Genomic DNA, 14,083 nt, shown 5'->3' on the forward strand with positions numbered 1-14,083 from the left:
CGCCCCGTACGGGGCGCTGGGGGTCCCCCGGCCGAAGGCTGGGGGAGGAACTGCGCGACCAGCCCCCCCCCCCCCCCCCCCGGCCCCCCACCCCCCCCCCCCCCCCCCCCCCCCCCGCCCCCCCCCCCCCGCCCGCCCCCCCCCCCCCCCCCCCCGGCGGGGGGGGGCCCCCCCGCCCCCCCCCCCCCCCCCCCCCCCCCCCCCGGCCGGGAAGAGGACTCCTACCGTGACCACCGTGAACCCCGCACCCGCCACGCCCGACCGGCGGGAACCGAGCCCCGCACCGGCGGCCGTCGAGGCCGTACGACCCCGGCGCCTCAACCGTGACCGGCTGCACGGGCTGCTGATGTCCGCGCCCGCGCTCACCGGACTGATCGCCTTCGTCGGCGTGCCGTTCGGGTACGCCGTCGTCCTGTCCTTCTACAACGTGCGGCTCGGCTCACCGCTGCCGCCGCGGTTCTTCGGCATGGAGCAGTACCGTCGGCTCTTCACCGACCCCGACATGTCCGGGCCGTTCCTGCGGGCCCTGCTGAACAACCTGACCTTCGCCGTGGTCGTCGTACCCCTGCAGACCGGGCTCGCGCTGGGCCTGGCGATCCTGCTCAACCGCAAGCTCAAGGCCATCGGCGTCTTCCGGTCCCTGTTCTTCCTGCCGGTGGTCTTCCCGATGGCGCTGGTCGCCGTCATCTGGCGGCTGATCCTCGCCCGCAGCGGCGACGGCCTGCTCAACTCCGCGCTGCACACGGTGAGTCTCGGCAACTGGGGCGCCTTCGACTGGCTCGGCAACGGGCTCACCGCGATGGCCTCGATCATCGTGCTGTCCGTGTGGCAGGGCGTCGGCTTCCAGATGGTCATCCTGCTGGCCGGCCTGCAGCAGATCCCCGGCGAGCTCTACGAGGCCGCCGAGCTCGACCGGGCCTCCCGCCGGCAGCAGTTCCGGCATGTCACCCTGCCTGGCATCCGCGGCACGCTCGTCTTCGTCGCGATGCTCACCTCGGTGCTGTCCTTCCGGGTCTTCGACCAGATCTACGTCCTCGTGCACGGCGGCGGACTGAACGAGGACGCCACCCGCACGGTGATGTACGAGGCCGTCACCACCGCCTTCGACCAGAACAACATCGGCCAGGCATCCGCGATCACCGTCGTCTTCTTCCTGATCGTCGTCGCCCTGACGCTCATCCAGCGCCGTGTCGTCCGCACCGGCAACGAGGACTGATCATGACCCGCACCCCCCTGCGCCGTTTCCTCGACTACACCGTCCTGAGCGTGCTGGCGTTCGTCTTCGTCCTGCCGGTGCTCTACCTGCTGATCGGCAGCTTCAAGCCCTCCGACGAGGTGCTGAGCGGACTGACCGGCTTCCTCCCCACGCACCTGACCCTGCACAACTACACGGCCGTCCTGAACAACTTCGACTCCGACGCGACCGGCTACTTCTGGCGGTTCATGGGCGTCTCGCTGCTGGTGGCCACCGTCACCGTCCTCGGCGGGCTGATCGTCAACTCCATGGCCGCCTACGGGCTGACCCGGCTGCGCTGGCGCGGCCAGAACGCCGTCTTCGCCATCGTCCTGCTGCTGATGCTGGTGCCGTTCGAAGCGGTCGCGGTCCCCCTCTTCTACATGCTGAACGAGCAGCGCAACACGATCTACGTGCAGGCGATCCCCTTCATCGCCAACGCCTTCTCCGTCTACCAGTTCGCGACGTTCTTCCGGGCGATCCCGCCGAGCATCGAGGAGGCCGCCCGCATCGACGGCGCCGGTCCCTGGCGGACCTTCTTCGCGATCGTCGTCCCGATGTCGAAGCCGGTGTTCGCCTCCGTCGCCATCCTGACCTTCCTCACCCAGTGGGGCGCCTTCCTGTGGCCGGTCCTGATGGTCTCCGACCCCTCGGTGCGGCCGCTCCCGCTGGAGATGAGCGTCTTCCAGGGCCAGCAGCCCGTCGACTGGGGCCAGGTCCTCGCCTTCGGTGTGCTTCTGGTGCTGCCCGTCCTGGTCGTCTTCGCGTTCTTCCAGCGGTGGTTCGTGCAGGGGGTCGCCAGCTCCGCGGTCAAGGGCTGACCGCTTCCACCCTGCACAGACCTGTCCGCCTGGCGTCGGGGCGGGTCGTCGCAGACGGCGTCTGCGATCGAGGGGCCGGTCGCTTCGCGCGCGGCCTTGTCGGGCCGTGTCCCCCGCCGGTGCGCCGGCGAGCACGGAACCGAAGGCCACGGCGGGATGGACGTCGACCGTGCGGCGGTGACGCGCGGCTGCAGGGCGTAGTTGCTGGTACGCGGTGGCGAAGACGATCACCCACAGGGCGTCCACGGGCTCGACCGTCAACGCGATCAAGGCGGGCAGGGCGGCGGCCAGACAGGTTCGGACCGTGGGGACGAACTACGCGACGTCGCGGTACGCCGACTCGTAGTCCCGCAGCCCCAGCGCCAGCAGGGCGCGGGCCTGCCGGGCGGGCACCTGGAGCAGGCCGAGGCCTACCGGGGGACGTCGTGGGCCGGACCGCGCACCAGCATCCGAGTGGGGCGCACAACGATTCGTGGGGGCTCTTTCCCGAGTGCTGTCCCGCTGCCTGGGGAGCACGCAGGGTTCCTGCGATGGATGCCTGTCCGGACGACGCGCCCGGGGCATCCGCTTCCGCAAGGCGGCGAGCCGGGGCCGACCAGCCCTTCGGCCAGCCCTCCGAGACCGCCGTACCGGGGACCACATCCGTGGAAGGCGCCGCGTACGCACCCGTACGCACCGACCCCGGTACGGCCGGGGAGCAGACCAGTCACATCGAGCCGGGCGGCCAGTACCCGGCCCGGTGCATGACGCACGGCGAGACGGTGCAGGCCCACGGCTACACGAGTGACCTGTGGGCCGAGCTGCTCCTCGGCACCGGCGGCACGGCTGGGTCACGGCCACGGCGCTCACCGGCGGCCCCGACGGTCTGTCGCTCCCCGACTGCCCCGACACCGGAACCACGTCCGAGGCCCCGTCGGCGACGCCCTCGGGCGCCACACCGACCAGCTGAAGGGGTCTCCATCTGCTGGTGCTCGAAGTCAGGTGAGTGAGCGTATCCATGTATGAGTGAGTGTCGTTGTCAGAGTGTGAATCTGACGGAATGGGCGAAGACGCAGGGCGTGCATCCGCAGACCGCGTATCGCTGGTTCCGTGAGGGGATGTTGCCGGTACCGGCTCAGCGGGTCGGGCCCCGCACGATCCTTGTGAACATCGACGCGAACACCACGCCCGAGGCCATCGGAGGTCTGGGCCTGTATGCCCGCGTGTCCTCGCACGATCAGAAGACCGATCTGGAACGCCAGGTCGCTCGGCTGTCGGCGTGGGCGGCGAAGGCCGGTCACCGAGTCGTTCGTGTTGAGGCGGAGATCGCTTCCGGGATGAACGGCTGCCGTTCCAGGGCCCGGCGTCTGCTGGCCGACCCGCACGTGACCTGCGTGGTGGTGGAGCACAAGGACCGGCTTGGCCGGATGAACGTCGAGCTTGTCGAGGCCGCCTTGTCCGCGACGGGCCGTCGCCTGCTGGTCCTGGACGACGGCGAGGTCGAAGACGACCTGGTGCGGGACATGGTGGAGGTGCTGACCTCGTTCTGCGCCCGCTTGTACGGGCGCAGGTCGGCGAAGAACCGCGCCCGCAAGGCACTGGAGGCCGCCGGACATGGCTGACCTCCGCCCGGTCGCCGCACCGGTCGTCGCCCTCGGCCCGTCCGGTGTGGCGGTACGTGACCGCCTCAAGCACCTGACTCCCGAAGACGAAAAGGTGTTGCGTCTGGTCGGCGCACATCTCGGGTCGCTCGCCTCGAAGGACCTCAAGACCCGCTGCCGTGACGGCTTGGAGCACTCCACGGACACGTGGGCGGCCCGGAAACGGGAGCTGACCGCCGAGTCGTCGTCCAGGTGGGCCGGTGCGATCACAAAGGCCACTCACGACCAGTGGGCGCTTGCCCGGCGCGGCCAGGCCGCGCACGTCCAATCCCTCGAAGCCGGTATCACGACGATTCGGCACCGGCTGTCGCTCCTGGTGGGGGAGAAGGGAAGCAAGCGCGCCCCCGGCGGATACCGCTCCACGCACGAGTGGTTCCAGAAGACGCGACGGCTGCATGTGCTTGAGGAGCGGCTCGACCAGGTTCAGGCCGACAGAGAAGCCGGACGTGTACATGTGGTACGCGGCGGTAAACGTCTGCTGGGCACCCGCCACAACCTTGAGCAAGCGCAGCTCACCAAGGACGAGTGGCATGAACGCTGGGAAGCCTCACGCTGGTTCCTCCAGGCCGACGGCGAGTCGGGGAAAAGGTTCGGCAACGAGACGATCCGCATCACCCCCGAGGGCGAAGTATCGATCAAGCTCCCCTCCCCGCTCGCCGACCTGTCCAACGCCAGGCATGGCCGGTACGTACTCACCGCGAAGGTACGGTTCCCTCACCGGGCACAGGAGTGGGCCGACCGTGTGGAGGCCAACCGGGCGGTCGCCTACCGCATCCACAATGACGTGCAGCGCGGACGCTGGTACCTGACCGCCTCCTGGCAACACCCGGTCACCAAGACCATCCCCATGGCCACGGCCCTGGCCCAGGGCGTGGTCGGCGTGGACACCAACGCTGACCACCTCGCCGTATGGCGTCTCGACACGCACGGCAACCCGATCGGCCGGCCGCGCCGGTTCTTCTACGACCTGTCCGGCACCGCCCAGCACCGCGACGCCCAGGTACGGCACGCCCTCACGCGGCTGCTGAACTGGACGAAAGCCTGCGGCGTCAAGGCCATCGCGGTCGAAGACCTCGACTTCCAGGCCGAGAAAACCAGAGAGAAGCACGGGCGCAAGCGCCGATTCCGGCAGCTCATCTCCGGCATGCCGACCGGCAAGCTCCGCGCCCGGCTGACCTCCATGGCCGACGCCACCGGTATCACGATCATCGCCGTGGACCCGGCCTACACCAGCAAGTGGGGCTCCCAGCACTGGCAAAAGCCGATGGCCAGCCCCACCCGTAAGACCACCCGGCACGATGCAGCGAGCATCGCGATCGGACGACGCGCCCAGGGACACCCGATCCGGCGACGGACGACACCGCCCCGTGCACACCAGAGCGATGTGCACGGGCATCGGACCGTCCAGGCCGACCGGCGTGCCCCTGGACGTGAGGGACCCCGCCCCCGCATCCCCGGACCACGGACACGATCCGTGCCGCCGGACGCGGCGAGTACGCGGGCGACCAGGACACCCAAAACCGTTCGGGATGCCCGCAGTGACCAGGAATGGGTCCAAGACTCACTCCTGCTCACTGAATAGGAACGGTCAGCAGAGGCAAGGGTCCGTGCTCCATCCCAGGGCGATGATGTCCTTGTCCCGCAGTGCGCCGGAGTAGGCCTGTAGCTCGTCCACGTCGCCGTGCAGGTATTCGCCCCAGCCGTCACCGACCTCGGCCCGGCCGATCTGGAGGGCGCCGGTGCTGGGCCGGCCGTCGGGAAGGGTCGTGGTCGCGTCGGCGCTGGTGTAGCCGTCGAGGTAGAGCTTGATCGTGTCGGTGGCGTCGTCGTAGACCACGGCGAGGCGATGGCCCTGACCCTCGCCGCCGTCCGCGCCCGCGATCCGGGACACCACCCTCTCCGGGGCTCCGGCCTCGTCCTTCTCCGGCATCACCAGTTGCCAGGTGTGTGTGGACGGCTCGTAACGCACCTTGAAGGCGTCGGTGTGCTCACCGGCCTGCGAGAGCACGGTCATCGGGTGGGCGGGCTCGGAGTCCGCGAGGCGTACGACGACGCCGAGGGTGAAGCTGTCCCCGGTGTCCACGACGGGTCCGTCGGCAGCGGCATAACCGTTCTCGCCGTCCAGACGCAGATGTCCCTCGCCGACGAGTGGCGGCGGTACATAAGTGCAGTCGGGGTCGATGTCCGGGATACAGGAATCGTCGGAGCCCCGGTAGATCGAAGCGCCCGTGCCGAGCCGCAGCGGTGCGCCGTCCGACTGCTCGGGGCTCACGCCGTCCGTCGCGTTCTCCAGCGACCAGTGGCCGAGCAGTTTCGGCTTGCGGTACGCCAGTTCGGCCGCCTCGTCCGGCACCACGACCCGGTCGTGGACCTGGACGTCACCGATGTCGCCGTGCCACCGGTCCCGGTAGCCGGCAGCCCCGCGGGCGCGCCCGATCTGGAAGGCGCCGGCCGCCTCGGCGGGAGTCGCGTCGGCCGCGGCGGCGACCTCGTGGCCGTTGACGTACAGCCGCGCCTTTCCGGTCTCGGCGTCGTAGAGCCCCAGCAGATGGGTCCACTCGCCGGTCTCGGGGGCGCCGCCGGACACCCGTGCGCCGCCGATCGCGAACGACCAGGCGGGCCCCGAGTCCTGACAGTTCAGGCCGAGGCTGAAGCCGGGCGCCCCGTCGGCGTCCTGGCTGGCGACGGTCATGTTGCGGTCGGTTTCGGCGGGCCGTACCCACGCGCTCACCGCGAAGGTCCTGCGGATGTCGGCCGCCGGGGCGTCCGGAGTGAGAAAGCCGTGGCCGCTGCCGTCGAGGCTGACCGTGGCGGCGGTCGCGGTGCCCGCGGGCGCCGGGCCGCCGAAGGTCACGCCGGTCCCGGCACGGGCGGCGGTGCCGGTCTCGGCGGCGGCCGCACGGGAGCCCGCAGGGTCGTCCAGCTTCCAGTGGGCGACGGGAGCGCGGCCGGTCTTCACGTTGAAGTCGTAACGCGACTCCGCGCTGCTGCGGCCCGACCGGTCGATCGCATGGACCGTCAGCCATTTGGGTCCCGAAGTGAGCGGCAGGTACGGAATGGTCACGGCCGCGCCCGGGCGCTCCGCGGAGACGGTTCCGTAAGGGCCACCCGGGAAGCCGTACGTGTACGACACCACGTCGTCGGAGGGCGAGTCCACGGTGAAGTGCCCGTAGACGCCCACCCCGTCGACCCAGAACACATCCTCGGGCTCGGGGTAGTCGGGAGAGGTGATCGTGGCCTTCTCCGGACTCACGTCGTCGTACACGAACGAGCAGGCCGAGCCGTCGCCCTCGTCGCTCCACGCGGAGGTCGACTTGCCGTCGTTTGCGCGGACATGCCAGGAGACGACGGTGTTCGCCGGGATGTCGTTCGGCATCCTCCAGTACTGGGTCGACCCCGACGACAGGGTGATGGTGGTGTAGGCGCGCCGCTGCTCCACCCCGGCCGTGTCCGTCCACCAGGCTTCGAACTCGCCGCTGACCGGGCTGGACCCGGAGGGCTGATTGTCCTCCTCGGGGTCGTACAGCACTGCGCTGAGTGTGGGCGGCGCCGAGACGTACGGCATGTCTTCGCCGGTCGCGCAGGCCTTGCCTCCCGACCGGAGGTCCTGGACGAGCGGCTGCTTCGGCGGCAGGTTGTCCACCGCGTGCGCGGCCTGGGCGGCCGTGGCCAACAGCGCCGCCGCACAGCTCCCCACCACCGCCCGTCTCCGTCGACCCGTCCATCTGAATCTGCTCAACTGGCCCTCCCCTGTGGGTGCTTGATACCTGTGGATCACACAGGTGCACGAAGCTAACAGGGGGGACTGACAGCACTGGAGGGGTTTTCCGCGCCTGCCGCCGGGCGGGGAAGGACGGCCGAGCGGAACGCACGTTGCCGACGGGTCCGGGCTCACACCGTCGCGGAGGTGTTCTCGGCCGCACGTGCGGCCGTGCTGCCCAGCAGGCGCAGAGCCGCCTCGGAAGGTGAGCCGGGTTCGGCCGTGTAGGCGATCAGGCGCTGGCCGGACGTGCCGGGGATGACGAGGTTCTCGAAGCTCAGGTCCATGGTGCCGACCAGGGGGTGGCGCAGCTGCTTCACCCCGGAGGTGCAGGTGCGCACCGGATGGCGGGCCCAGCGGGAGGCGAACTCGTCGCACTGGACGGTGAGTTGTCCGACCAGTGCGGTCAGCCGGCGGTCGTCGGGGTGCCGGCCGGCGATCAGCCGCAGCGAGGCGACCGCGAGCTGTGCCTCGTCGTCCCAGTCGGTGTACAGCGCGCGGTAGCGGTCGTCCAGGAACAGCATCCGCGTCACATTGGGCCGGGTGCCCGGCGTCTCGGGGCTGTCCGCGGGCAGGTGCGCGGCGAGCAGTGCGTGTCCCAGCCGGTTCCAGGCCAGGACGTCGTTGCGGCGGTCCAGGACCAGCGCCGGTACCTCCGACATGGCCGCCAGCAACTGCCGTGCCGAGGGGCCGGCCTGCTCCGCGCGGGGGGCGGTGCGGCGGGTCGCGGTGGGGTGGGTCGCGGTGGGACGGGCCAGGTCCTTGAGGTGCGCGGTCTCGTCGTCGGTGAGCCGCAGGGTGCGCGCGATCGAGTCCAGCACGGAGTCCGAGGCGCTGAGGGCGCGGCCCTGTTCGAGACGGGTGTAGTGGGTGATGCTGACCCCGGAGAGCATGGCCAGCTCCTCGCGGCGCAGCCCGCTGACCCGGCGGCGGGTCGGATGCGGGGTGATGCCGACGTCCTGCGGCCGCAGTGCGGCACGGCGGGACTTGAGGAAGTCGCCCAGTTCGGACGGAGCGTCCATCGATGCCTCCCGTTCGTTCGCCTCCATGATGCCCGCCTGCCGCGCAGGTCGTGAGTCGTGAGGGTGGTCATGTGATGACCACCCTCACGGCGGCTGTGCGAGACAGGGTGCTGGCTGGGGCCGCGGGCCGGGACGAGTCTCCTTTCCGGCGGTGCGCGCGAGAGACGGACTGCGGAAGCTCGAACGAAGGGGACTCGACGTCATGTCCGTCACTGATTCGGAGACGGCCGGTACGGCTGTGGGAACGGCCCCGGCCGTCCTCACCCCGCGCCTGCGACTGGTGCTGGTGCTGCTGCTCGCGGCCCAGTTCATGCTGGCCGTGGACTTCTCCATCCTGAACGTGGCGCTGCCGGTGATCGGCGAGGGCCTGGGCTTCTCGCTGGCGCATCTGCAGTGGATCGGCACCGCGTTCGCCCTGTGCGCGGCGGGCTTCACCCTGCTGTTCGGGCGGGTCGCGGACCTGTTCGGCCGCCGCCGGCTCTTCCTCGGCGGTCTGGTGGTGCTGGGCGCGGCCTCGCTGGTGGGCGGTCTGGCGCAGAACCCGGAGGTGCTGATCACGGCCCGCGTCCTCCAGGGGCTCGCGACCGCCGCGGTGACCCCGGCCGGCCTCGCGCTGATGACGACCTCGTTCCCGGAGGGCCCGCTGCGGGAGAAGGCCCTCGGCCTCAACGGCGCTCTGATGTCCGCCGGATTCACCACCGGCGCGATCCTCGGCGGCCTGCTGACCGACCTGCTCTCCTGGCGCTGGGCGTTCTTCATCAACGTGCCCGTCGCCGTCGCCGTCCTGATCGTCGCCCCGACGGTCATCAAGGAGTCCCGGCCCGACGAGCGCCCGAAGCTGGACGTGCCCGGTGCCGTCAGCGTCACCCTCGGTCTGCTGGCCGTCGTCCTCGGCCTCACGCAGGCCGGTGAGCACGGCTGGGGCTCCGCGAGCGCCCTGCTGTCGCTTTCGGCCGGCGTGCTGCTGCTGATCGTGTTCTGGGCGGTCGAGCGCAAGGTGAGCGCCCCACTGGTGCCGCTCGGGGTGCTCGGCAGGCGTTCGGTGGCCTGGGGCAATGTCGCCGGTCTGATCGCCTTCCTCACCGAGACCTCGCTGGTCTTCCTGCTGACCCTCTACCTCCAGGAGGTGCTCGGCTTCTCCCCGCTGGCCGCCGGTCTGTCCTTCGGTGTGCTGGGCATCGGAACGGTCGTCGGCGGCTCGGTCGCCCCGAGGGCCATCGGGCGGATCGGCAGCAAGCGGACGCTGATCACCGGCGGCATCCTGCAGACCGTGTTCACGGCCGCGCTGCTCGGCCTCGGCGACGACCGCTCCTGGATGTGGCTGCTGCTGGTCGCCACCTTCGCCGGCGGTGTGGGCAACATGCTCGTCATCGTCGGATTCATGGTCACCGCCACCTCCGGTCTCGCCGACCACGAACAGGGCCTGGCCACCGGGCTCGCGACCATGACCCAGCAGATCGGCATCACCATGGGCACGCCGGTCATGAGCGCCGTCGCCACCGCCGCGACGACCGGCACGGGAGCCTCGGCCGTCCTCGGCGGACTGAGGACGGCCATCGCGGTCAACGCCGCCCTCGTCCTCCTCGGCACCCTCACCAGCGCCGTGTTCCTGCGCGGTGCGCGGCCGAGTGCGCGGTGACTCACCCCCCCCGAGGAGCTGACGTGCAGGTCATCTGTCCGGCCCGGGCGGGCAGTTGTCGGCGGTGTGTCGGTGAGGTTCGGGATGTTTCTCGAAGTCCCGTAGCCGGAACGTGCGGCAGCCGAACGACACGCAAGGAGTCACCATGATCGGATCCCACCGCCTGATCCCCGTATGCCCCGGATGCACCGGCTCCTCGAAAGGAGACGCTCATGCATGACGTGGTGGTCGTGGGCGCCGGGCCGGTCGGTCTGTTCCTGGCCTGCGAGCTCGGGCTCGCCGGGTGCTCGGTGCTGGTCCTGGAACGGGAGACGGAGCCCCGCTCGCTCTGGAAGGCGGTTCCGCTCGGGATGCGGGGGCTGTCCGCCGCGTCGGTCGAGGCGTTCCACCGCCGCGGGATGCTGGTCCCGCTGCTGACGGCGTCGGGCGTCGACGACGTCACCGGCACGTACGCCGCCGCGGACGAGCTGTCGCCCCCGCGCCAGGCGGGTCACTTCGCCGGCATGATGCTCGACGCGGACAGGGTCGACGTCACCGCCCTCCCGTTCCGGCTTCCCAGCCCGGCCGCGGACGGTCTGATGACCAGTCTCGAAGCGGCCGAGTCCGTGCTGTCGAAGCGGGCGGCCGAGCTCGGCGTGGAGATCGGGCGCGGTGTCACGGTCTCGGCCGTCGAGCAGGACGGTGAGACCGTGGTCGCGCGGGCCGGCGACGACGCGTATCCCGCGCGCCGGCTCGTCGGTTGCGACGGTGGACGCAGTACGGTGCGCGGGCTCGCGGGCTTCGACTTCGTCGGTACCGAGCCGCAGCTCACCGGCTATGCCGTGCTCGCCACCCTCGCCGATCCCGAGAGGCTGCGCCCCGGTTTCAACCTGACACCGGCCGGCATGTACCTCCGGACGCCCGTGCCCGGACATCCTGCCCTCGAACGCCCTGCTGACCCTGGAGGGGCACTGGCTGGACGTCGCGAACGACGCGCGGCGCCGCTACTTCAGTGAGTACCTGATCGGGCTTCCGGCCGACGCGTACGCGGTCCGTGTGCTGTACCACGGTGAGGTTCCGGCCTCACATGCCGGTCATGCCGCCGCCGGTGAGGCCCGGGGCCAGTGCGGGGAGCCAGAAGACGGCGACGGCCAGGGCGAGTGAGGTGAGGCCCACGGCGCGGGCCACCAGATGGCCGGCCGGGGCCAGTTTTTCCGTGGTGATCACGGCGGTCAGGGCCGCCATGGCCCAGAGGTTCATGGCGCCGAAGGCCGCCAGCAGCACCATCAGCGACCAGCAGCAGCCCAGGCAGAAGGCCCCGTGGTGGACTCCGGCGCGCAGGTCGCGCGAGGGGCGCGGGTAGGAGGCGTAGCGGAGCATCACGCCGACCGGGGAGCGGCACTTCGCCAGGCAGCGGTCCTTGAGGGGGGTGAGCTGGTAGACGCCGTTGAGGGCGAAGACGGCCGCGGCCACCGCCGTCCCCGCGGTGGCGGGGAGGGCCGTCGCCCGGTCCAGGCCGGCCGCCAGGGCGTACGCAGGCAGCCCGGCCGCGGCCCAGACCAGCAGGTAGGCGAGGGTGAAGACGGCCATGCGCGGCGTGCGGTGCGCGGTGATGGTGCGGGCGTACAGCGCGGCGACGGGTGCCGTGGCGGGCAGCATCATGGCGGCCGTCATCAGCGTCCACACGGCCAGGAAGGCGGGCAGCGCCAGGCCCATGGTGCCCGGCATCGTCTGCGTGTCGCCCCAGCGGGTTACCAGCCAGACCCAGGCGGCGGCCGCCGCGACCAGCAGCAGTGCGGCGGGGCTCGCCCCGTGGCGGACGGCGACCGAACGGCCGGTCACGCGGACCATGTGAAGGGCGCCGAGTGGGCGTTCCCGCCTGAGAAGTCCCAGGAGCGGCCGTACACGCCGGCGCCGGTGGCCCGCGTGGAGCGGGCGACGGTCAGCGTGCTGTTCACCGGGTGGAAGATGCCGGTCAGGGTCATGACCGGGCCGTTCTCGCCGAACTGCGGGGCGACCTGGTCCTCGATCTCGATGTCGATGGCGTCGCCGACCCGGGCGGCGTGGCGGCGGCCGTCGTCGCGGTAGTCGATGGGCACGCGCTGCACCCCGAGGACCTCGCCGATGAGTGGGGCGAGCGCCGCCATCGGGCCGCCGGCCTGGCCGGAGAAGACCCGGCCCAGCGCGTCCGCCTGGCCCTCGTCGGCCGCGGCGTCGAGGTACAGCGCCACCTGCCAGCCGCCGTCGGCCATCACCCGGGGCGCGTCGATGAAGACGGCGACGCTGCGGTCGGAGACGTCCACGCCGTCCACGGTGCCGCGGTCCACATGGAACGCGAAGGTCACCTGGCAGCGCTCGTGGTCGGCGGGGGCGGTCAGGCCCGAGGTGGTGCAGGGGCACACCACGTCGCAGTTGCAGCTCTCCAGATACGTGCCGTTCAGACTCCAGGGCATGGCGCTCCGCCTCCCTCTGTCGCGTCCCCCTCGGCCGGGGAGTGCATCGGGAGGCTCCGTCCGTCCCGGTGCCACTCCTCTCCAGGCTACTGCCGCCGGGCGATCTTGCAGACCCGGACATGTCGCCTATGGTGGCTTCCGTGGCGTTCGCGGAGTCGTCCCCGGAGCCGGGGCGGTGGTCCTGGGCACCGCTGCCGGCGGTGTGCGCCGGGTATTTCATGGTGATCCTGGACGTGACGGCCATCAACGTCGCCGTGCCGGTGATCGGCCGGGAGCTGTCGGCCTCGCTCACCGGCATCCAGTGGATCACCGACGGGTACACCCTGGTCTTCGCCGGGTTCCTGCTGACCGGCGGCGCGCTGGGGGACCGGCTGGGGAGCCGTCGGGTGTTCTGCTGGGGTGTGGCGCTGTTCGTGGTGTCCTCGGCCGCGTGCGCGCTCGCGGCCAGTACCCCGTCGCTGGTGGCGGCGCGGCTGGCGGAGGGGCTCGGTGCGGCGCTGATCGTGCCCGGTTCCCTGGCCCTGCTCCGGCAGGCCTACCCGACCCCGGCCGCCCGCTCGCGGGCCTTCGGGCTGTGGGGGTCGATGGCGGGCATCGCGGCCGCCGCCGGCCCGCTGCTGGGCGGGCTGCTCGTCGCCACGCTGGGGTGGCGCTGGGTGTTCTTGATCAACCTGCCCGTGGGAGCGGCCTGCCTGGTGCTGACGCTGCGGCACGTGGCCCGCTCGCCCCGGCGCGCCGCCCGGGCCCTGGACTGGCCGGCGCAGATCGCCGTGGTGGCGACGGTGGCGCTGCTGACCGGCGCGCTCAACGAGGCCGGACGGCGGGGCTGGTCCGATCCGGCCGTGCTCGCCGGGGTGGGCCTGGCCGCGCTGGCCGCCGTGGCGTTCGCGGTGCGCGAGCGGCTGGCCCGCTCTCCCGTCCTTCCGCCGGAACTGCTGCGCTCCCCGGCGATGAGCGGGGGAGCCGCCATCGGCCTGCTGTTCAACTTCGGCTTCTACGGCATGGTGTTCACCGCCAGCCTCGACTTCCAGCACCAGCGCGGCTTCAGCGCCCTCGGTACCGGGCTGGCGCTGTTCCCGGCGGTGGCGATGACCATGTTCGCCTCGGTCCTGTCCGGGCGGCTGTCCCGCCGCACCGGCGACCGTCCGCTGGTGGTCTCCGGCATGCTGCTGGCCGCCCTGGGGCTGGCCGGGTGGGCCGCGGCGGGGCCCGACCCCGCCTACCCGCTGCTGGTGGCCCCGATGATGGCCGCGGGGTTCGGCACCTCCTTCGCCCTCACCGGCTCGACCGCCACCGTGATGGGCGCCGCACCCGCGGCGTACTCGGGCGCCGCCTCCGCCCTGTTCAACACCACCCGCCAGATCGGCAGCGCCACCGGCGTCGCGCTCGGCGGCAGCCTGCTCGCCACGGCCGCCGACTACGGCACCGGGCTGCGTGTCAGCATGGCCGTCGGCGCGCTCGCCTACCTGGTCGCGGCGGGCCTCGCCCGGCGGTGCGTGCCGGTGGCACCGGGAACGGCCTAGGGCACCGTGCGG

At 71.6% G+C, this 14,083-nt stretch carries 10 protein-coding genes and 1 pseudogene; 7 read left to right on the forward strand and 4 right to left on the reverse strand.

The window, feature by feature from the left end; genetic code table 11:
• Positions 1–226: 226 nt before the first annotated feature.
• The 4 genes from ACFZDK_RS05790 (at position 227) to ACFZDK_RS05805 (ending at position 5,277) form a co-directional block, all read left to right on the forward strand.
• Positions 227–1,216, forward strand: a complete 990-nt coding sequence (locus ACFZDK_RS05790; protein WP_390970135.1) for an ABC transporter permease subunit — start codon at positions 227–229, stop codon at positions 1,214–1,216.
• A 2-nt stretch (positions 1,217–1,218) separates the two neighbouring features.
• Positions 1,219–2,055 (forward strand): ABC transporter permease subunit, encoded by an 837-nt coding sequence (locus tag ACFZDK_RS05795; RefSeq protein ID WP_390970137.1) that lies wholly within the window; start codon positions 1,219–1,221, stop codon positions 2,053–2,055.
• 1,025 nt (positions 2,056–3,080) lie between these two features.
• Positions 3,081–3,656, forward strand: coding sequence for an IS607 family transposase (locus tag ACFZDK_RS05800; protein ID WP_390970139.1), 576 nt, complete (start codon positions 3,081–3,083; stop codon positions 3,654–3,656).
• The gene (locus ACFZDK_RS05805) at positions 3,649–5,277 is read left to right on the forward strand and encodes an IS200/IS605 family accessory protein TnpB-related protein (RefSeq protein ID WP_390970142.1); all 1,629 of its coding nucleotides are present in this window, start codon (positions 3,649–3,651) and stop codon (positions 5,275–5,277) included. Before ACFZDK_RS05800 ends, ACFZDK_RS05805 begins: the two co-directional genes overlap by 8 nt.
• 6 nt (positions 5,278–5,283) lie before the next feature.
• On the opposite strand, the gene ACFZDK_RS05810 is transcribed toward ACFZDK_RS05805, so the two are convergent.
• Both ACFZDK_RS05810 and ACFZDK_RS05815 read right to left on the reverse strand, forming a co-directional pair.
• On the reverse strand, positions 5,284–7,395 hold the full coding sequence (locus ACFZDK_RS05810) for a LamG-like jellyroll fold domain-containing protein (RefSeq protein WP_390970144.1): 2,112 nt from the start codon (positions 7,393–7,395) through the stop codon (positions 5,284–5,286).
• Positions 7,396–7,586: 191 nt separating this feature from the next.
• Positions 7,587–8,477 carry a helix-turn-helix domain-containing protein gene (locus ACFZDK_RS05815; protein WP_390970146.1) on the reverse strand — a complete coding sequence of 297 codons (891 nt, stop codon included), beginning with the start codon at positions 8,475–8,477 and terminating at the stop codon, positions 7,587–7,589.
• A gap of 202 nt (positions 8,478–8,679) precedes the next feature.
• Here ACFZDK_RS05815 and ACFZDK_RS05820 point away from each other — a divergent pair, with 202 nt between their 5' ends.
• Positions 8,680–10,116, forward strand: coding sequence for an MFS transporter (locus ACFZDK_RS05820; protein WP_390970148.1), 1,437 nt, complete (start codon positions 8,680–8,682; stop codon positions 10,114–10,116).
• Positions 10,117–10,328: 212 nt separating this feature from the next.
• Positions 10,329–11,030: pseudogene (locus ACFZDK_RS05825) on the forward strand (FAD-dependent oxidoreductase); the annotation flags it as partial.
• A 148-nt stretch (positions 11,031–11,178) separates the two neighbouring features.
• Here ACFZDK_RS05825 and ACFZDK_RS05830 read toward each other — a convergent pair.
• Positions 11,179–11,937, reverse strand: coding sequence for a DUF2182 domain-containing protein (locus ACFZDK_RS05830; RefSeq protein ID WP_390970150.1), 759 nt, complete (start codon positions 11,935–11,937; stop codon positions 11,179–11,181).
• The gene (locus ACFZDK_RS05835) at positions 11,934–12,548 is read right to left on the reverse strand and encodes a DUF1326 domain-containing protein (protein WP_390970151.1); all 615 of its coding nucleotides are present in this window, start codon (positions 12,546–12,548) and stop codon (positions 11,934–11,936) included. The genes ACFZDK_RS05830 and ACFZDK_RS05835 overlap by 4 nt, the downstream gene beginning before the upstream one ends.
• Positions 12,549–12,676: 128 nt before the next feature.
• On the opposite strand from ACFZDK_RS05835, the gene ACFZDK_RS05840 reads away from it, so the two are divergent.
• A complete protein-coding gene (locus ACFZDK_RS05840; RefSeq protein WP_390970153.1) occupies positions 12,677–14,071 on the forward strand; it encodes a DHA2 family efflux MFS transporter permease subunit in 1,395 nt (464 codons plus the stop codon).
• The last annotated feature ends 12 nt before the right edge of the window (positions 14,072–14,083 follow it).

The organism is Streptomyces sp. NPDC007901, from assembly GCF_042959465.1.
Classification (GTDB): domain Bacteria; phylum Actinomycetota; class Actinomycetes; order Streptomycetales; family Streptomycetaceae; genus Streptomyces.